General features: G+C 69.9%; 16 protein-coding genes, 1 tRNA gene and 1 riboswitch. Of the genes, 8 read left to right on the top strand and 9 right to left on the bottom strand.

What is annotated here, in order from left to right; translation table 11 throughout:
- Position 1: 1 nt before the first annotated feature.
- From AB0B68_RS13995 to AB0B68_RS13985, 3 genes are all read right to left on the bottom strand, one after another.
- Positions 2-283 carry a hypothetical protein gene (locus tag AB0B68_RS13995; RefSeq protein ID WP_238687886.1) on the bottom strand — a complete coding sequence of 94 codons (282 nt, stop codon included), beginning with the start codon at positions 281-283 and terminating at the stop codon, positions 2-4.
- Between the two features lie 4 nt (positions 284-287).
- The gene (locus tag AB0B68_RS13990; protein WP_357260269.1) at positions 288-1,913 is read right to left on the bottom strand and encodes a class E sortase; all 1,626 of its coding nucleotides are present in this window, start codon (positions 1,911-1,913) and stop codon (positions 288-290) included.
- 62 nt (positions 1,914-1,975) lie between these two features.
- Positions 1,976-2,776: a DUF881 domain-containing protein gene (locus AB0B68_RS13985; RefSeq protein WP_357194816.1), complete on the bottom strand. Its 801-nt coding sequence runs from the start codon at positions 2,774-2,776 to the stop codon at positions 1,976-1,978.
- A 218-nt stretch (positions 2,777-2,994) separates the two neighbouring features.
- Here AB0B68_RS13985 and AB0B68_RS13980 point away from each other — a divergent pair, with 218 nt between their 5' ends.
- From AB0B68_RS13980 to AB0B68_RS13960, 5 genes are all read left to right on the top strand, one after another.
- Positions 2,995-3,258 (top strand): cell division protein CrgA, encoded by a 264-nt coding sequence (locus AB0B68_RS13980; RefSeq protein ID WP_112583988.1) that lies wholly within the window; start codon positions 2,995-2,997, stop codon positions 3,256-3,258.
- A gap of 204 nt (positions 3,259-3,462) precedes the next feature.
- Complete coding sequence (locus tag AB0B68_RS13975) at positions 3,463-5,661, top strand: (Fe-S)-binding protein (RefSeq protein ID WP_357194828.1); 2,199 nt, start codon at positions 3,463-3,465, stop codon at positions 5,659-5,661.
- Between the two features lie 106 nt (positions 5,662-5,767).
- Positions 5,768-7,090 (top strand): hemolysin family protein, encoded by a 1,323-nt coding sequence (locus tag AB0B68_RS13970; protein ID WP_357260201.1) that lies wholly within the window; start codon positions 5,768-5,770, stop codon positions 7,088-7,090.
- Complete coding sequence (locus tag AB0B68_RS13965) at positions 7,083-8,084, top strand: hemolysin family protein (protein WP_355004619.1); 1,002 nt, start codon at positions 7,083-7,085, stop codon at positions 8,082-8,084. The genes AB0B68_RS13970 and AB0B68_RS13965 overlap by 8 nt, the downstream gene beginning before the upstream one ends.
- Before the next feature lie 167 nt (positions 8,085-8,251).
- Positions 8,252-9,265 carry an NlpC/P60 family protein gene (locus AB0B68_RS13960; RefSeq protein ID WP_357200642.1) on the top strand — a complete coding sequence of 338 codons (1,014 nt, stop codon included), beginning with the start codon at positions 8,252-8,254 and terminating at the stop codon, positions 9,263-9,265.
- Positions 9,266-9,486: 221 nt separating this feature from the next.
- Here AB0B68_RS13960 and AB0B68_RS13955 read toward each other — a convergent pair whose 3' ends face one another.
- On the bottom strand, positions 9,487-11,469 hold the full coding sequence (locus AB0B68_RS13955) for a peptidoglycan recognition family protein (RefSeq protein ID WP_357260198.1): 1,983 nt from the start codon (positions 11,467-11,469) through the stop codon (positions 9,487-9,489).
- 235 nt (positions 11,470-11,704) lie between these two features.
- Positions 11,705-11,840: riboswitch (cyclic di-AMP (ydaO/yuaA leader) on the top strand.
- Between the two features lie 13 nt (positions 11,841-11,853).
- Here AB0B68_RS13955 and AB0B68_RS13950 point away from each other — a divergent pair.
- Positions 11,854-12,894: an NlpC/P60 family protein gene (locus AB0B68_RS13950; protein ID WP_357200648.1), complete on the top strand. Its 1,041-nt coding sequence runs from the start codon at positions 11,854-11,856 to the stop codon at positions 12,892-12,894.
- Between the two features lie 61 nt (positions 12,895-12,955).
- On the opposite strand, the gene dcd is transcribed toward AB0B68_RS13950, so the two are convergent.
- Positions 12,956-13,534 carry a dCTP deaminase gene (gene dcd, locus AB0B68_RS13945; protein WP_030332009.1) on the bottom strand — a complete coding sequence of 193 codons (579 nt, stop codon included), beginning with the start codon at positions 13,532-13,534 and terminating at the stop codon, positions 12,956-12,958.
- 97 nt (positions 13,535-13,631) lie between these two features.
- On the opposite strand from dcd, the gene AB0B68_RS13940 reads away from it, so the two are divergent.
- Complete coding sequence (locus tag AB0B68_RS13940) at positions 13,632-14,189, top strand: pyridoxamine 5'-phosphate oxidase family protein (protein WP_357200651.1); 558 nt, start codon at positions 13,632-13,634, stop codon at positions 14,187-14,189.
- Between the two features lie 266 nt (positions 14,190-14,455).
- Positions 14,456-14,529 (top strand) — tRNA-Gly (locus tag AB0B68_RS13935).
- Between the two features lie 144 nt (positions 14,530-14,673).
- Here AB0B68_RS13935 and AB0B68_RS13930 read toward each other — a convergent pair.
- From AB0B68_RS13930 to AB0B68_RS13915, 4 genes are all read right to left on the bottom strand, one after another.
- On the bottom strand, positions 14,674-15,261 hold the full coding sequence (locus AB0B68_RS13930) for a DUF4240 domain-containing protein (RefSeq protein ID WP_357200654.1): 588 nt from the start codon (positions 15,259-15,261) through the stop codon (positions 14,674-14,676).
- Entirely contained in the window at positions 15,258-15,821 is a 564-nt protein-coding gene (locus AB0B68_RS13925) for a 2'-5' RNA ligase family protein (RefSeq protein WP_357260195.1), read from the bottom strand. Before AB0B68_RS13925 ends, AB0B68_RS13930 begins: the two co-directional genes overlap by 4 nt.
- Positions 15,822-16,019: 198 nt before the next feature.
- The gene (locus tag AB0B68_RS13920; RefSeq protein ID WP_357200717.1) at positions 16,020-16,958 is read right to left on the bottom strand and encodes an LD-carboxypeptidase; all 939 of its coding nucleotides are present in this window, start codon (positions 16,956-16,958) and stop codon (positions 16,020-16,022) included.
- Positions 16,959-17,152: 194 nt separating this feature from the next.
- Entirely contained in the window at positions 17,153-18,100 is a 948-nt protein-coding gene (locus tag AB0B68_RS13915; protein WP_357260192.1) for a 2-dehydropantoate 2-reductase N-terminal domain-containing protein, read from the bottom strand.
- Between the last annotated feature and the right edge of the window lie 13 nt (positions 18,101-18,113).

Here is an 18,113-nt window from a genome sequence, read left to right as displayed (position 1 = left end):
GTCACCTGCTCGGGGAGGGGGGCGCTGGGTTGTTCTGGTCGGTGTCGTACGGCAGTTCGTGCTCGTCACCGGCCGGGGTTTCCCCGGTCACCGGGTCGCCGCCGCCACCCGTCTCGGCAGGTACGCCGGACTCGACCTGCACGTCGTCGAAGGGCAGCAGGGGCTCGGCCCACGGGAAGGCGACGTACCACAGCAGGGCCACCGTGGCGGCCACCAGGAGCACCGAGCCGGTCAGCTTCCCGACCACGCCGAACGGCAACTTGCGCCAGATGAACGCGTACATCGGGTCAGCCTTCCAGCTCCGCCGGGCGGCCCGCGGACTTGGGTTGGGTGCGGTCCAGTTCGGCGTGGATGATCAGGCGCTGGTAGTTGTCGAACTTCGGGTTGCACGTGGTGAGGGTGAGCATCCGCTTGGTTGCCTTCTTGTCCGGTTGGCCGGGCACCGGCGCCACCACCTCGACCTGGGTCGGCCGGACGATCCGGGACTGCGACACCCGGTAGACGTACCAGTCGGTCTTGCTCTCGACCACGATCGGGTCGCCCTCATTCAGCTCGTCCAGCCGCCAGAAGGTGGCCCGGTTGCGGTGGCCGGCGACGGAGAAGTTGCCGACCTGGCCGGGGAGCGCGCTGGTCGGGTAGTGGCCGGGGGCGAAGCGGATGTCCTCCTGAGTGACGCCCTCTACGACCACCCAGTTCTTGTCGAGCTTGGGGATGTAGAGGCCCGCGAGCGGCTTTCCGCGTACCGGTGGGGACGGTTTGACGCTCGGGCCGACCGACGGGGCCACCGTCGGGTCGTCGGTCGGACCCCACGCCTGGGTCAACTCGTTGTTGAGCTCGTTCTGGTGGGCGTCGACGATCGCCGACTTGCCCCAGACCTCGTATCCGGCGAAGAGCAGGACGACCAGGCCGAAGGTGATCAGGACTTCGCCGGTGACACGGATGCCGGTGCGCAGTCGCGAGCCGAACGACGGGCGGGTCAGCTCGGAGTAGACGCTCTTGTAGCCCTCGCCGGTCTGGTGCGGCCGGAGTTGCACCACCCGCTCGCCGCGTCGGGGTTGGGGAGGGTCGGCAGGGCTGGCACCGGTCGGCTCATCCGGGACGGCGATGCGGGGGACGGCACCCATCAACGCTGTCGAGTCCATGGTCGGCGGTCTGCTGGCAGGAGCGGCGGGCACGGCCGGAATCATCGCGGTGGCGGCCGGGTCCGCGCCGCGATCCACGCCAGCGCCCGGCGGCACCCGGCCCGGCCCGGTCGGCGGCACCCGGCTGGGCCCGGTCGGCGGGAAGCCCTCCGGCCCGGCCGCTGCGACGCGGTCGGGGGCGGGCGGGGAGACCGGGGAGTCGGTGGGTCGGGCTGGCCGAGCGGTGACCTGCGGGATGTACGCGGTCGGTGAGTCGGCCAGCGGCGGCGTCGAAGGGCCTGAGGAGACCGGCCGGCTCGGCGCGCCAGGGGCCGCCGGACGGGTTGGCATCGGCACCCCGCCGGGCGTGGCCGGAGGGGTCGGTGCGGCACTGGGCGCAGGGGGTCGGGTCGGGGCGGCGCTGGGCGCGGGAGGTCGGGTCGGGGCGTTGCCGGGGGCAGCGGGCCGAACCGGGCCCTGGTTGCCGGCGGCCGGCCGGCCGGGGGTGGTCGCGGGGGGAACCCCGGCCCCGCCGCGCGAGCCCGCCCCGGCAGTTGCGCTGCCCGGCCAGGGCGGCGGCGCTTCGGCACCCGGGCGGCCCGGGGGCCCGGTCGGCTCGGGTCGAGTGGCGCTCGGTGGCGGCTGCTGGGTTCGCGGCGGCTGCTCAGGTCGTGGCGGCTGTTCGGCTCGCGGCGGCTGTTCGGCTCGCGGCGGCTGCAGCACCGGCTCGGGCCAGTTGCCGGCCGGGGTCGGTCGGCCCGGTGCCGACTCGGGTCGGTCGACCTTGGGCAGAAAGGCGGTCGGCTCGTCGGTATGGTCCCGGTGTCGCCCGTCGCGTCGCTCGTCCGGCCCGCTCACTTGGGCACCGTAGCCGAGCGCAGGGCTGTGGAATCCTCGAATGCGGGAACTCGCACCGTGGAGGCAGTCTCCTTGTAGCCAAGCTGGTAGTCGTCGACCGCGTCCTTGAACAACCGGACTCCCTGAGAGCTGGCGAGGGCCTGCTGGAGGGCAGCGGGATCGCCGATCGCTACGATCTTGAACGGTGGGGAGTACACCCGGCCGTGAAGTAGCAGGGTGTTACCGACGCAGCGTACCGCGCTGGTGGTGAGCACGCGGACATTCATGATTGACATGGCCTCGGCCCCGCCGGCCCAGAGCGCGTTGACCACCGCCTGCACGTCTCCCTGGTGCACCACCAGGTCGTCGTTGCTGGCGTCCGACTGCGTCTGGTCGAGCTGGGGCGCGTCGTTCAGCTCGACGGTGACCCCGGGCCCGCTCAGGGCGGTGAACCCGGCGTCCTGGAGGCTGCCCTGGGCGCGATTCTGCTGAGCCTTGATCGGGGCGTCCGAGCCGGCCAGCGTGTTGGTCCGTTGCTCGACCTCGCCGCGCAGCTCGGCGGCGCGGCGCTCGCTGGCGGCGACCTGTTCGCGGCGGTCCTCGATGAGCTGGTTGAGCTGGGGGCGTCGGTCCTCCCGGAGAGAGGTGCCGCCTGCGGTGGTCGCGGTGGTGGTGAAGAGCAACCCGGCCGCCGCGGCGATCAGGGGCACCCCGATCGACCAGCCCGGACGGCGTTGGCGCGGTCGCCGGGGCAGCAGCCCGGCGGCGGCGCGTCGGAGGACCTTCTGCCAGGAGGTTGCGCCGGATGTGTACTCCACCGAGCGTTCCTTCCGCGTGTCGGGGATCGGTCCGTGCCGGCTGGGCCGGTGCGAACAGTCCCGCCTCTTTCGGTCACTCCGTGCACCGGCCTGACCCCATTCGTGGTCCGGGCGGCCAATCGGGACTACGCTAGCTCTCGAACATTATTGGCCATGGACCGTCGCCCCCGCGCCCGGTTGTCAGGCCGGACGAGGTCGTCACCCCTCTGGAGAGCGCCGTGCCCAAGTCTCAGGTCCGTAAGAAGAAGGTGTACACCCCGCCGACGGACGTGCGTCCGACGACGACGTCGTCGTCGCGCAAGCCTAGCCCGGTGTGGTTGCCGATCACCGCGGTCGCCTTGATCGTCGTCGGCATCGGCTGGCTGGTGCTCTACTACCTGTCCGAGCAGGAGTACCCGGTCATGGCGTGGGGTTACTGGAACCTCGCCGTCGGCTTCGGTGCGATGGTCGCCTCGCTGGCGTTGCTCTCTCGCTGGCGCTGATCCGCCGACCGTCGCGTCGGCGGTCCCACGTCACCCCGTCGAGCCCCTGCCCAGCGGGATCGGGTGGGGCCCCCTATGGTGTGCGCAGGCAGCGCGGCCTACTGCGAGATGACTCACGTTACCGCTGGGTAACCTTCGCGTAGGCTGCACTGCATGACCGAGCACAGCGAGGTCATCAGGCAGCAGACCGGGGAGGCCAACTCGATGGGCAGCGTCCAGATCGTCACCACGATCCTCGCAGCCGCCATCACCGCCGTGGCGGTGTGGCTTGCGGTGCGTGCGGTCCTGAAGATGGTGGCAGTCATCCGGCTCGGGCAACCCGCGCCGGAGCGGTTCTCCGACAAGGTCGCCCGCGCCAGGACGATGCTCGTGGAGACGGCCGGCCACACCCGGATGCTCAAGTGGGGCGTGGTGGGTGCCGCGCACTGGTTCGTGATGGTCGGCTTCGTCGTGCTGTCGCTGCTGGTGCTCGAGGCGTACTTCGAGGTGGTCACCACCGACGGTGGTCTGCCGATCATCGGGCACTGGACGATCTTCGGTCTGGTCACCGAGATCATCGGGGTGCTGGGTCTGGTCGGCATCCTGGTGCTGATGGCGATCCGGCTGCGCAACCGACCGACCCGCCCGGGAGGGCGGTCCCGGTTCACCGGCTCGACCATGTGGCAGGGCTACTTCGTCGAGTGGATCGTGCTGCTGGTCCTGATCTTCGGCTTCGTGATCCGGGGCTTCAAGGTCGCCACCGACCACTTCGAGTTCCCGTTCTGGGCCACTCCGGTCAGCCACGCGGTCGGCGCGGTGCTGCCCGACTGGGCGGACGGCGTCAGCGTCGCCGCGGCCATCAAGATCATCATTTCGATGACGTGGCTGATCGTCATTTCCCTGAACGTCACCATGGGCGTCGCCTGGCACCGCTTCCTGGCGTTCCCCAACATCTTCTTCAAGCGGGAGCCCGCCAAGCCGGCCGGCTCCGGTCTCGGCGCGCTGCGCCCGATGACGAGCCAGGGCAAGCCGCTCGACTTCGAGGAGGCGGACCCGGAGAAGGACCAGTTCGGCGTCGCCCACGTCGAGCAGTTCAGCTGGAAGGGCCTCCTGGACTTCAGCACCTGCACCGAGTGCGGTCGCTGCCAGTCGCAGTGCCCGGCCTGGAACACCGGCAAGCCACTGTCGCCGAAGCTGCTGGTGCTGAGCCTGCGCGACCACGCGTACGCGAAGGCGCCCTACCTGCTGGCCGGCGGCGGCAAGGACCTGACCGGCGAGGAGAAGGCCACCCAGGCGCAACTCGCCCACCTGGACGTGCTGGCCCTCGCCGAGGCCGACAAGCCGTTGATCGGCACCGCCGAGGAGGGCGGTGTCATCGACCCGGACGTGCTCTGGTCCTGCACCACCTGCGGTGCCTGCGTCGAGCAGTGCCCGGTGGACATCGAACACGTCGACCACATCGTCGACATGCGCCGCTACCAGGTCCTGATCGAGTCGAGCTTCCCCTCCGAGGCCGGGGTGATGCTGCGCAACCTGGAGAACAAGGGCAACCCGTGGGGCGCCCCGCAGAACACCCGCGAGGACTGGACCAAGGGTCTGGACTTCGAGGTGCCCCGGGTCGGCGAGGTGGACGACTTCGAGTACCTGTTCTGGGTCGGCTGCGCCGGCGCGTTCGAGGACCGGGCCAAGAAGACCACCCGCGCAGTGGCCACGCTGCTCAACGAGGCGGGCGTGAAGTTCGCGATCCTGGGCGAGGGCGAGACCTGCTCCGGCGACCCGGCGCGACGGATCGGCAACGAGTTCGTCTTCCAGATGCTCGCCCAGCAGAACGTGGAGACGTTGAACGAGGCGTTCGAGGGTCGGGAGAAGGCCAAGCGCAAGATCGTGGCGACCTGCCCGCACTGCTTCAACACCCTGGGCAACGAGTACGGGCAGCTCGGCGGGGAGTTCGAGGTGGTACACCACACGCAACTGCTCGCGCACCTGGTCGCCACCGGCAAGCTCACGCCGGTGCAGCCGGTCGACGGCGGCGTCACCTACCACGACCCCTGCTACCTGGGTCGGCACAACCGCGTCTTCGCGGCCCCCCGCGAGGTCCTCGGTGACGCCATCGCGGGCGACCTGACCGAGATGCCGCGTAACAGCGAGCGCTCCTTCTGCTGCGGTGCCGGCGGCGCCCGGATGTGGATGGAAGAGAAGATCGGCAAGCGGATCAACGTGGACCGGGTCGAGGAGGCCATGGCCACCGGGGCGAAGACGGTAGCGGTCGGCTGCCCGTTCTGCTCGACGATGCTCAGCGACGGAGTCAACGGCAAGGGCGCAGGCGAACAGGTCGAGGTGATCGACGTGGCCACCGTGCTGCTCCGCTCGGTCAAGCCCGAGCAGCCGCAGGGCGGCAAGGAGACCGCGCCGATCGGCGGCTGAGACGCGTACCTCCGGGATCTGTTCATCGACGGCGGCGGCCCCTGAGGGCCGCCGCCGTCGTGCAAGAATCTCGCCGAGGTGAGGCGACATCGACGGCCTACTCTTGATGACGCTGTTGCCCCTGGTCGGCTTCGCAGCCCTGACCGCGGGCAACGCGTTCTTCGTCGCGGCCGAGTTCGCCCTGGTCACTGTCGACCGGGCGGAGATCGACCGGCGGGCCGCCGCGGGCGACCAGGCCGCCCTGACGGTACGCACAGCGCTGCGCGAACTCTCCTTCCAGCTCTCCGGGGCGCAGCTCGGCATCACCATCACCGCGCTGCTCACCGGCTACCTGGCCGAGCCGGCCCTGGCTCGGCTCTTCACCCCGCTGTTGCGCCCGCTGGCCGGGGACAACACGGAGCGGCTCACCCCGTTCCTCGCGTTGGCCCTGGCCACGCTCATCTCCATGCTCTTCGGCGAGCTGGTGCCGAAGAACGCGGCGCTGGCCCGGCCCATGCCGGCGGCGCTGGCCACGGCCGGTCCGATGCACACCTTCTCCCGGACGTTCGGCTGGGTGATCCGGGGGTTGAACGGCTCGGCGAACCGACTGGTCCGGGCGTTCGGCGTGGAGCCGCAGGAGGAGTTGGCCAGCGCCCGCTCGCCGGAGGAACTGGGCCTGCTGGCGGGCATCTCGGCGCGGGCCGGCGCGCTGCCCACGGACACCGCGATGCTGCTGCGTCGCACCATCCGCTTCGGTGACAAGCGGGCAGCGGAGGCGATGACCCCCAGAGTGGACGTGGTCGCGCTGCGCGCCACGGCCACCGTGGCGGAGCTTCTGGAGGAGTCGCGGCGGACCGGGCGGACTCGGTTTCCGGTGTACGAGGAGACCCTGGACCTGGTGACCGGCGTGGCCGGGGTGCCCGACGCGCTGGGCGTGCCGCTGGCCGACCGCGCGTCGACCCGGGTCGGTTCGGTGGCCCGCGAGCCGGTGTACGTGCCGGAGAGCCTGAACCTGGACGGTGTCCTGGCGGCGTTGAAGGCGGCCGGGGCGGACCTGGCCATCGTGGTCGACGAGTACGGCGGCACGGACGGCGTGGTGACCGTCGAGGACCTCGTCGAGGAGTTGGTCGGGGAGATCGCCGACGAGTTCGACCCGGCGCGCGTGGACGACAACGGATCGGACGAGCTGACCGTGCCGGGCGGTGAGCGCACAGTGCTGGTCGACGGTGTGCTCCGCTCCGACGAGTTGGCCGAGCAGACCGGCTTCCGGCTACCCGAGGGGCCGTACGAGACGCTGGCCGGGTTCCTGATGGCCCAGCTCGGGCACATCCCGCTCGCCGGCGAGTCGGTCGAGGCGGCCGGCTGGGAGTTCACAGTGGTCGAGGTCGAGCGGCACCGGATCGAGCAGGTCCGGGTGTTGCGCCCGGCGGACCCGGACGACGATGACTGAGCTGCTGGTGACAGTGCTGTTGCTGCTCGGCAACGGGTTCTTCGTGGGCAGCGAGTTCGCGCTCATCGCGTCCCGTCGGACGGTGATCGAGCCGCTGGCCGCCGGGTCGAAACGCGCCCGCTGGGCGTTGTCGGCGATGAACCAGATTCCGCTGATGATCGCTGGCGCGCAGCTCGGCATCACTGTCTGCTCGTTGGGTCTGGGCGCGATCGCCGAACCGGCGCTCGCGCACCTGCTGGAGCCGCCGTTCCACGCGGCCGGCCTCCCGGAGCGGGCGGTGCACCCGGTGGCTTTCGTGCTGGCGCTGGGCGTGGTGGTCTTTCTGCACACGGTCGTCGGTGAAATGGTGCCGAAGAACATCACGCTGGCAGGTCCGGAGGTCTCCGCGCTCTGGCTCGGCCCGGCGATGCTGGCATTCTGTGTGGCCACCAAACCGTTGTTGCTCGCGATGAAATGGGCGGCCCGGAGGGTGCTCGGGTTCTGGCGGATCGAGGCGTCCGAGTCGGTGAAGACTGTGTTCACCGCCGAGGAGCTGGCCGGGTTGGTCTCGCAGGCGCGGACCGAGGGGCTGCTCGACGCGGAACAGCACGCGCGGATCACCGGCGCGCTGGCCCTGCACGCCCGGACGGCGGCGGACGCGCTGCAACCGTGGTCGACTGTGGTGACGGTGGCCGAGGACGTCTCGCCGGCGTCACTGGAGGTGCTGGCGACCCGGACCGGCCGGTCCCGGTTCCCGGTGGTGCAGCGGTCGACCCGTCGGGTGCTCGGCTTCGTGCACGTCAAGGACGTTCTCGGGTACGCCGGTCAGGGCCGCCGGTCCCCGGTGCCGGCCGACGTCTACCGGCCGCTGGCGGTGGTGCCGCCGGACCGTACGCTGGCCGACCTGCTGCTGTCCATGCGTCGCGAACGGCGGCACATGGTGCTGGTCAGCGACGGGCGACGGCCGATCGGTGTGGTCACTCTTGACGACGTATTGACCGCAATCGTTGGGTGATGGACGAATACCCTTGGTGTGCAAGCGGTTGCACGACAGTGATGGTTACCGCCCTCGCCTTGATTACCGCCGCGAGCTTCCCTAATGTGAGGCACCGACCGCTGTGGGTCGTCTGCCTCGGCCCTTTCCTCACGCGAGGCGCCCGGCGGTCGGTTGCAAAGGAGTCGGTGCCGGTGGCAACCATGCCCCCTCATCGTCACGACCTGTTTGCGTCTGCTCGCTCTGGTGGCCTGCGTCGCGTCGCGCACCGGGTGCTGATCCTGGTCGCCGCGGCGGCGGTCGGCGCCGGTCTGCTGACCGCGCCGGCACATGCCGCGCCCACGGTCGACGAGATCGAGGCGCAGATCGACAAGAAGTGGGAGCAGTTGGAGCCCACCATCGAGCAGTACAACAAGGTCCGGGCGCAGCTGAAGGTCAACCGGCAGAAGTCGGCGAACCTGCAGAAGAAGATCGAGCCGCTGGCGCTGCAGAGCGAGCTGGCGCTCAACCGGGTCGGCGACCTCGCCTCCCGCTACTACATCTCCGGCCCGTCACACGACATCGGCGCGCTACTGGTCAGCGCCAAGCCGGACACGCTCACCGAGCAGCTCACCATCCTCGACCGGCTCGCTTCGCAGGAGCGCAAGGAGGTCGAGGGCGTGCTGGCCGTGCGGGCCAAGTACGACGGCGAGAAGCAGAAGCTGGACGCGCTGATCGTCACCCAGACCAAGCAGCAGAACGATCTGGCGGCCAAGAAGAAGCAGATCGACGCCGAGATCAAGCAGCTCGAGGCGTCGATGCCCAAGACCACCGTCAAGACGGCGGCCTGCCCGACCATCAACGGCGTGTTCAGTGCGGCGGCCCGCACCGCGATCAAGACCGCCTGCGGCAAGGTCGGCAAGCCGTACGTCTGGGGTGCCACCGGGCCGAACTCGTTCGACTGCTCGGGGCTGACCCAGTACGCCTACAAGGCGGCCGGGATCTACCTGACGCACCACACCGGTGACCAGTGGAACGAGGGCAAGGCCATCTCGCGCGCCGACGCCCGCCCCGGTGACCTGGTGTTCTTCTTCTCCGGCTTGAGTCATGTCGGGCTGTATCTGGGTAACAACCAGATGGTGCACGCGCCACGCGCCGGCAAACCGGTGCAGGTGTCCAGCATCACCACCATGCCCGTCGCCGGGTTCCGCAGACCTGGCTGATCCACCCAGGGCCTGTGTCAAAGCCCCTGGCCGGCCTGCGGCGGGCCCAGGCGACGACCGGCCGCGTTGGAGATTGGCCCGGATACAACACCGGTATCCGGGCCAATCTCCGCCTTGCCGGATCGCCGCCTGGACTCCGCCTCGGCTCGACCGAGGACTTTGACACAGGCCCCAGCGCGACACGACGGCCCCCGGTCACCGACCGGGGGCCGTCGTGGTTCTCAGCGGGGTGTCCCCACCGGGGAGGGCAACAGCTGCACGTCGGCGAGGTCGACGTACATGATCCGGTGGCCGAACTGGATCTGCGCGTACCGGTTCTTGCCGCGAATGACCGTCCAGTCACCGGGTGAGGAGCCGTCGAACGTGCTGGCCCGGTAGTACTCGCCGGCCAGCACCGCGCCGACGGAGTACCGCTGCCCGGCGGCCAGCGTGTACTGGAGCGGCGTGATCGCCTGGTAGGGCACCCCGTCCGGGTACGCGGACTGCTCCGGGTACGCCCGTCCGTAGACCGGAACGGTGGCTCTTCCGGGCTTCGGTGTCGCCACGACTCCGACGGTCCAACTGGCGGTCGGCGCGGACGACGGGTTGTGGAACCAGGCCCGCTGCCCGAGGTACCAGATCGCCGTCCAGTCGCCCTGCCGGCCGGCCAGCGCATACGTCTGCCCGGCGGACGCCCTGGCCCCGTGGTCCGACACCGCCATCGTGTTCGGGCTGCCGTCCGGGCGGAGCGCGATGTCGTTGACCAGCGGCGCGTCAGCGGACGGCGCGCTGCGCAGCACCACCGACGAGGAACCGCGCGGAGCGCAGGGCACGCCCACCGTGACGCAGTCGGTGAACGCCGGCTGGTTGGTGGTGTAGTCCGGGTCGATCCGGACCAGCCCGGTGGCCGGGGTGCCGGTGTCCAGTCGGGGGGCGTGCAGCAGGTCGAAGTAGTGCGTCCAGTCCCAGTAGGGGCCCGGATCCCAGTGCATTCCCCGCACTGTCGAGGGGATGGTGCCGGGCACGTTGTCGTGGCCGATGATGTGCTGGCGGTCCAGTGGGATGCCCAGCCGCAGCGCCAGGTGCCGAACGAGCTTCGCCGAGGTCCGGTACATCGCCTCGGTGTACCAGGTGCCCTGCGCAGCGAAGCCCTCGTGTTCCAACCCGATCGACTTCGCGTTGACGTACCAGTTGCCGGCGTGCCAGCCGACGTCCTTCGTCTTGACGTGCTGGGCGATGTGCCCGTCGACCGAGCGCAGCGAGTAGTGCCAGCTCACGTAGGTTGGGTCCTGGACGAGTTGCAGGGTGGTGGCCCAACTCGCCTCGGTGTCGTGGATGACGATGTACTCGATCTTCTGCCGCGCGGGCCGGTCGGAGAGGTCGTGGTTGCCGTAGTCCCCGTCGCCGAACGCCTCGTAGGGCGCCGGGATCCATTCGCAGGAGATGGTGCGGGGGCATTCCACCCCGTCCGGGCGGGCCAGCCGGCGCAGGCCCAGCCGGTCCAGCCAGGACCGTTCGGGCCGCACCGCGCGGGCCGGCAGGGTGATCCGCTGGCCTTCGTCGGTCACCCGGGCTTCGCCCGCGCCGATGGTGGTGAAGACCTCGTCGGCGAAGGCCGCCGCGGCGTCGGCGCTGTCCGCGCCCGAGTAGCGGGCCACCGCGCCGTACCAGGCCGCCGGGTCGGTGCCCGCGCCGACCGGCGCGCCCAGATCCCTCTGGTACGCGCTCAGCAGCGCCGCCCCACCCCGGATGTTGAGGCCCGCGTCGGTACGCAGTGCCTCGGGGGCGGCACCGGTCAGCGCGGCGGCGGCGTCGACGGTCTGCAACGCGGCGGTGGACGGGGCGGGCGCCTCGACCGGTCGGGGCGCGGGCACCCGGGCCGGCCGGGAGTCGTCACCGCGTGGGTCCTCGGCTCCGGCGTCGTGGTGACCGCGTCCGGGTAGGGCGGCCACGTGCCGCGCGTCGGTCAGGTGCATCGGGCCGTAGCCGCCACTGGTGCTCGGTGTGCCGGCGTTGGTGTCCCAACGGGACTCCAGGTAGGAGACGCCGAGCAGCACGACGGCCGGTACGCCGTACTCGGTGGCCGCGTCGGCGTACTGCTGTTGGCGGTCGGTGGTGGGCGCGGCGGCGGCCGGGCCGACGGAGAGTGGCACCGTGGTCGCGGCGGCGACCACGGTGGCGGCGAGCAGTGCGCGCCAGCCGGTCGACAGGGTTGGATGGTGCATCGAACCCCCTAGATTCTCGCGGAGTGAGGTCAAATCACCATCGCGCCGTCCGGGAGCTCGCGTCAATACCTTTCCATCTATCGACGTGCACGGAAAGAATTCTTCACACACGGTCAGTGACCTCGTCCAATCCGTACGGAGTGTCACGGCCGCACGGGTTGCGGATCGGTAACGGGCGTCTCTACTCTGGTCATTTGTCGGCCCGACAGCAGCTCCGCCCACCCCGGGCGGTAACGGACCGACACCGCCGAGTCGTTTCCGAGCGAACCGGGGACCCAGGTCCCTCGGGGTGAATCCGCAGCCACTGCGGTAGGGCGCCGACTTCCCGCCCGAACCCGTCAGCTAACCCGGTAGGCGGTCAGGAAGAAGGAGTACGGAACCCCGGTGGCACTCCATGCCCCGCGGCCGTCGTCCGAGCGGTCGGCATCAGCCGGCCCGGCGTCGATAGTGCCGCGCCCACGCTGGTCCCGCTTAACCACCGCACTCGCCGCGCTGGCCGGCGTCGCCGTCGTTCTGACCGGTAGTGCCACGGCGGCCCACGCCGACCCCTCCGTCGCCGAGATCGAGCGCCAGATCGACGCCGACTGGAACAAGCTCGAACCGGTCATCGAACGGCACAACGCCACCCGCATCGACCTCGCCGCGAAGCGCAAGCAGGCAGACGCGCTGGCCGCCCGGATCACTCCGCTCGAGCGCCAGGTCGACGCCGCGATGGACAAGGTCAGCGCCCTTGCCGTACGCGCCTACATGGGTGAGAACGTCTCGACCGTCAACGCGATGCTGGGCAGCCGGTCGCCCAGCGAGGTGGTCGGCCAGCTCGAAATGCTGGACCGCTTCGCGCACGACCAGCAGAAGGACGTACGCCAGGTGGCCGACCTGCGCGACCAACTGGCCGCGCAGAAGGCGCCACTGGACGAGATGGTGGCCCAGCTGACCCGCACGGAAGCCCAGCTGGCGGCGAAGAAGAAGCAGATCAACGACGAGATCGATCGCCTGCAGAAGCTGCGCCTGAAGGTGTACGGCAGCGGCGGCGGCGGTCCGCTGCGCCCGGCGCCCTGCCCGGGTAGCTACCCCGGCGGTGCCGCGGGCACCGCGGTCAAGTTCGCCTGCGCGCAGATCGGCAAGCCCTACGTCTGGGGTGCCGAGGGTCCGAACTCGTACGACTGCTCCGGGCTCATGCTGGCCGCCTGGGCGAAGGCCGGCGTGTCGCTGCCGCACAACGCCGCCGCGCAGAGCCGGGTCACCAAGAACGTCAGCAAGGGTGACCTGCGCCCCGGCGACCTGGTCTTCTACTACAGCGACATCCACCACGTCGGCATGTACGTCGGCGGCGGCTGGGTGGTGCACGCCTCGCAGGCTGGTCAACCGGTCAAGATGAAGAAGGTCGACGACGGCCCGATCCACAGCTACGGCCGTCCAGGCTGACCCAGTGTGACCGAAGGGGCCCGTCGCGATCTCCTCGCGGCGGGCCCTCGTCGTTCTGGTCCTAGCGGGTGGGCCAGGTGCGCCAGTGCTGCCAGGCGCGGCTGGGTGTCGGCCCCCGCTGGCCCTGGTAGCGCGAGCCGTAGACCACCGAGCCGTACGGGTGCTCGGCTGGCGAGGAGAGCCGGAAGATGCAGAGCTGCCCGATCTTCATGCCCGGCCAGAGGGTGATCGGCAGGTTCGCCACGTTCGAGAGTTCCAGCGTCACGTGGCCGGAGAAGCCCGGGTCGATGAAACCGGCGGTGGAGTGCGTGAGCAGCCCGAGCCGGCCCAGGGAGCTCTTGCCCTCCAGCCGGCCGGCGAGCTGGTCACCCAGCGAGATGACCTCCAGCGTCGAGGCGAGCACGAACTCCCCCGGGTGCAGCACGAACGGCTCGCCGTCGGGGACCTCGACCGCCGAGGTCAGGTCGTCCTGCTGCATGGCCGGATCGATGTGGGTGTAGAGATGGTTGTTGAAGACCCGGAACAGCCGGTCGAGTCGGACGTCGATGCTGGAGGGTTGGACCAGGGTGGGCTCGAACGGCTCCAAGCCCAGCGTGCCGGCCTTGATCTCGGAGACCAGGTCACGGTCGGAGAGCAGCATCGGACCACCATAGCCGCGTTGCCGGAAGTGGCCGGATTCGGTGCCGGACCAGCGCGTCGAGGTCGCTACTCGTACATTTGTTCGATAGAATGCCCACATGGCTTCCTGGTCCGAATTCGCCGCCGACGAGCCCCGACTCGCCGACGGGATCCGCGTTCTCCTTCAGCAGTACGGGCCGGGCTTCGGCTATCTGGCCACGGTCCGTGCCGACGGCGGGCCCCGCGTCCATCCGGTCTCCCCGGTCATCACCGCCGAGGGGCTGTTCTGCTTCATCATCGACTCGCCCAAGCGCCGCGACCTCGAACGTGACGGCCGTTACGCGCTGCACTCGTTCCCTGCGGAGGAGAGCGACGACGAGGCGTACGTGGCGGGTCACGCCCGCCCGGTGACCGATCCGATCCGGGTGGCGCAGCTGGCGCAGAGCGCCCGGGCCGAGCCGCAGGTCGACTGGCGGCTCTTCGAGTTCACCGTCGACGTGGCCATGCTCACCCGCCGCGAGCAGCACATCGCGGGCATTCCGGGTCTCGGGCCGAGCCGGCCGGCCGTTCGGGTCTGGCTCGACCCAAACGCCCAGTCGGCGGTGGCAGCGCCCATCGCCGTCCCGCAGACGCGCCCGACCCTCCTCAGCCGTGACGTGCAGTGCACGGCCGCCTGACCACACGACCGGAAGATCATCGGTGCCGGCTCCGTCACGACGGAGCCGGCACCGATGCGTACGCCCGCCACACCCGGCGAGCCGCCACTCCCGCATGATCCACTCGACTTCGGCGAAACCGCGGTATCCCGGCGCTGCGGATGCCCCGACTTCCAGGAAGCCGAGTGGATCATCTTGGCCGACCCGGGCGGCACGGTCGGACACCTGCGGTCACCGGGGGTGCCTGGGTGCATGGGCTCGATGACTCGGGTACAGTGGTGCCGCTTGCGGGTGTAGTTCAATGGCAGAACATCAGCTTCCCAAGCTGACAGTGCGGGTTCGATTCCCGTCACCCGCTCCATGTGCAGAAGCCCTGGTCAGGACAACAGTCCCAGCCAGGGCTTTTGATGTTGCTCAGGCCAACTGCGTCCGGCGGGCCATCCACGGACCATCAGCCACGCTTGCCCGACGAGGAGATCCGCTCTCTGACTCCCCGCACCGCAGGTCAGGGCTTAACGTAGTGCTGGCGGGGGAACAAGCGCATGAGGCGCGGCAGGCGTTGTTCGATCTCGGCGAGGCTGTCGCTGTCCCAGGGCTCATCGATTGGGGCTGGATCGAAGTACGCGCGGTGGCCCCGGGCGTCCAGCGCTTCATGGAGGCTGTCTTCACGCCCGGTGATGCGGTCGTAGGCGCGGGATGCCACGTAGGCGAGTTCTTCCCAGTGCGGCCACTCCGCGTCGGCCCGTTCCCAGAGACTGCGGCCGGCGAGCGCACGCACAGCGGGCAGGTCGGCGAGGTTGTCGGGGTTTTGGGCGACGTGCTGCCACCAGCGCTGCCCCTGGCCGATGAGCCATGGTTGGAAGTACCAGAACGAGTCGCTGCTGCACAGGCCGTCCATGATCTGGTTGGCTGCGCCCCACATGGCGTAGGTATCGATCGGGCGACGCGCAGCCTCTAGGTGGACCTGGAAGTCCGCGATGTGCTCCAGTGAAACGCGGTTGAGCCGGTATGCCAACCAGTCCAGTCTTCGGGCCGGGTCGGTCGTCTCCTCGGCTGACCGCTCCAGGAACTTCCAGAATTCCGCCGAGTTCACGTCAAGGACGGTAACGGTCCAGCCGGCGCAGGCGGTGTGGTGCCTAGCGGGAACTCGCAGACGGTGCGCCAGGGGCTGATGTCCGGTGTTCCGGCGATGAGCCTGACTCTGTCGATGGCCGCGTTGATCGGCAGGTGCGTGGAGATGGTTTCTGCGGCGTGGCTCAGCGTGGGCTTGGCGGCGTCGTGACCGATGGTCAGGTGCGGCACCACATCGCTGTGCGCCCCGGCATAGGGGGGCGCCTCGGGAAACTGCTGCCACACGGCCGAAGTGAGTTCCCGGAACGGGCGAGCTGGCTGTGGAGCAAGCCAGACGACCGTGTCACCGAACCAGCCGACGTCCGTCAGTGCGACGTCGAACCGCGGGATCCCGGTAATGGTCTCGCGCAGTACGGCCAAGACCTGCTCATCGATCTGCTGCGGAGGCAGGAACGGGTAGAGGACGGTCACGTGCGCTGGCACCCCCCACCCGGCGGCCGGGTCGAGCGATGCCCGGAAGGGGCCCACCGCCTCCTCGGCCTCGGGTATTGGCACGATGATCGCCGTCTGTGTCGGTTCCATCCCCACAGCTTTCCGCCACGGTCGGTGCCGGTCCACTGGATTCACCACCCGCCGTGCGGCCCGCACCCACCAGAGGTCGGGCGGGCAGTAGGAGGCGTGGTGTGTGAGCGCCCGTTCTCAGTCTCGGGACCGCATTCGGGCAGCCAGGAAGGACGGTCGCTCGGTGCGGCGGGCGTAGGCCCCGTTGCCGAACGGCCTCTACCGGTAGTCGGCGAAGATCCGGCGTTCCACGCCATCGACGGTGACCTGACCGCCGTGCGGAAGAATCCATTGTGGCTTGGTGTGGCCGAACGGCACGCCGACGCAGACGACCGCCTCGGGGTTGTAGCGGGTCACCACGTCGACGACCGTGTCGCGCTGCTGCTCGCGAAGTCGCGCCCGATCTGCGGCCGGGGGTCGACGGGTGTGGTCGGAGACCGGCGGACGGGCGACCAGGACCGCGTCGACGGCGCTGAGGAGACCGCGTTCACCCAGTGATCGGACGATCCAGCCGACCTCAGGGGCGGGGAGAAGCTCCTCCGACGTCTCGATGATCAGCACCCCGCCGTGCAGGACCTCCGGGGGGAACGGGAAGCGTCCCGCCGTCAGGATCCACTGGATGACTTCCAGGCAGCCACCCCAGGTGCGGCCGGTGACCGCTCGGGCCGGCCCGTGCCAGCTCCATGGCTCCGTCGGTTCGCGCTCTCCGAACGACTTCAACGCCTGCGGATCTGCCCAGTCGACGCCGATGTCCTCGGACTCACCCGGGTCGGTGACCTCCAGCCGTTCCCCGGTCAGCAACGCCGCTCGCAGCGACCTGACGTGCACGTCGTCGACGGCAGGCCCGGGGCCGAGGTGCACCTGCGAGGATCCGCCGTAGAAGCTGGCGATGCCCAGTCCCCAGAGCCAGTGGTGCAGGTTGGTGTTGTCGCTGGTGCCGAGGAACGGCTTCGGGTCGGCACGGGCCAGGTCGGCGTCCAGGTGGGGGATGACGGTGATCTGGTCCTCGCCGCCGATGACGGCGAGAATGCCGCGTACCTGGGGGTCCGCGAAGGCCGCGTTGATGTCCGCCGCACGCGCCGCCGCGGTCGCGCCCACCTGGCGGGTGGTGGGGTATTCGACAGGTACGAGGCCGGTCAGGTCGGCAAGCCGTCGCATGGCCTGCTCGTGGATCACCGGATAGGCGCCGGCGGCGGCGAAGGATGGTGAGAGGACCGCGAGGTGGTCCCCGGGGCGCGCCTTTCGGGGACGAACAAGCTCATGCTCCATGTCGAGATCCAACAGGTGTGCCGGTCCGTACGCATCTCATTTCGGCGCATGCCTGAGGCGTTTCAGCACCAGCGAGTGGATGCCTAGGCCGTTCTCTCGGCAGCGAAGTAGGGCTCGGCCGCCTCCAGTCGGGGCACCTCCACGCCCAGCCTGCGCGCCTCCGTCAGGGTGTCGCGGCAGACCGCGCGCAGTTCCTCGGGGTTGGCATGGGCTTCCATGACCAGGCGCATCGGCGGGAAGTGTCTGAACAGCCAGGCCATCGCCGGTGCTGCCAGCCAGACGGGCGCGGTGAAAGGAAGTAGCTCGCTGCGGTGCCGCCGCAGATCAACGCCGCGAGCCTCGACGAGCCGCAGGAGTTCGCGGATGGCGAGGATCGCTTCGCGTGCGTTGCCGGGCGTCAGATTGGACAACGAGCCCTGCTTCAGGCTCTGCGTGTGCAGGCCCGCGTTCTGAACGAAGTGGATCGACAGCCAGCCACGGAAGTCGGAGCTCTCCCGGAGCCTGAACCCCGCCTCGCGAAACACCTGGCGCACGGCCCGCTCGCGCTCGGTCGGCGGCCGGTCGAGAGTGCCGAAGAAGACCACGGGCAGCAGAGCCCCACGCAACACACCGTCGTCGCCGAAGCCGCCGCCAGCCCCGGGGAAGCCCCAGGCCACCTGATCAGCGGGAAGGTGTTCGGTCGCGGTCATCGGCTCGACCCAGAGGTTGTTGAAGACAAGCACAGTGGCTTTGCCCACGCGCGGTCCCAGGAAGGCCGCGGCCTCCGCGAAGCCGTAGTGCTGCACGCTCAGCACGATCAGGTCGAAGTCATGGTCCGGCTCCAGTGACTCGCGGTAGCGCACCGGCCACCTCTCGGCGACGCGCTTCCCCCACGGCCGTCGCCGGGCGTCGAGCAGGTCGAGATCAATCGCATCGCCGTACGCTGCCGCCCGCCCCGGCCGGACATAAAACTCGACGTGGTGCCCGGCCCGTTCCAGGGCCCACCCGTAGGTCGCGCCGATGACGCCCCGGCCGAACATCAAGATCTTCACACGGCACCTCGTA

It is taken from the genome of Micromonospora sp. NPDC049049 (genome assembly GCF_040649115.1).
In the GTDB taxonomy this organism is placed as follows: Bacteria; Actinomycetota; Actinomycetes; order Mycobacteriales; family Micromonosporaceae; genus Micromonospora.
Note: the sequence above shows the minus strand (reverse complement) of the source record. Positions and strands in the feature narration are given on the sequence as shown.

Coding starts and splice junctions, on each gene's coding strand:
- AB0B68_RS13970 (WP_357260201.1), top strand. CDS start 5,768: ATGACGCTGTTGCCCCTGGTCGGCTTCGCAGCCCTGACCGCGGGCAAC.
- AB0B68_RS13925 (WP_357260195.1), bottom strand. CDS start 15,821: ATGGAACCGACACAGACGGCGATCATCGTGCCAATACCCGAGGCCGAG.
- dcd (WP_030332009.1), bottom strand. CDS start 13,534: ATGCTGCTCTCCGACCGTGACCTGGTCTCCGAGATCAAGGCCGGCACG.
- AB0B68_RS13975 (WP_357194828.1), top strand. CDS start 3,463: ATGGGCAGCGTCCAGATCGTCACCACGATCCTCGCAGCCGCCATCACC.
- AB0B68_RS13965 (WP_355004619.1), top strand. CDS start 7,083: ATGACTGAGCTGCTGGTGACAGTGCTGTTGCTGCTCGGCAACGGGTTC.
- AB0B68_RS13940 (WP_357200651.1), top strand. CDS start 13,632: ATGGCTTCCTGGTCCGAATTCGCCGCCGACGAGCCCCGACTCGCCGAC.
- AB0B68_RS13995 (WP_238687886.1), bottom strand. CDS start 283: ATGTACGCGTTCATCTGGCGCAAGTTGCCGTTCGGCGTGGTCGGGAAG.
- AB0B68_RS13955 (WP_357260198.1), bottom strand. CDS start 11,469: ATGCACCATCCAACCCTGTCGACCGGCTGGCGCGCACTGCTCGCCGCC.
- AB0B68_RS13920 (WP_357200717.1), bottom strand. CDS start 16,958: ATGCGACGGCTTGCCGACCTGACCGGCCTCGTACCTGTCGAATACCCC.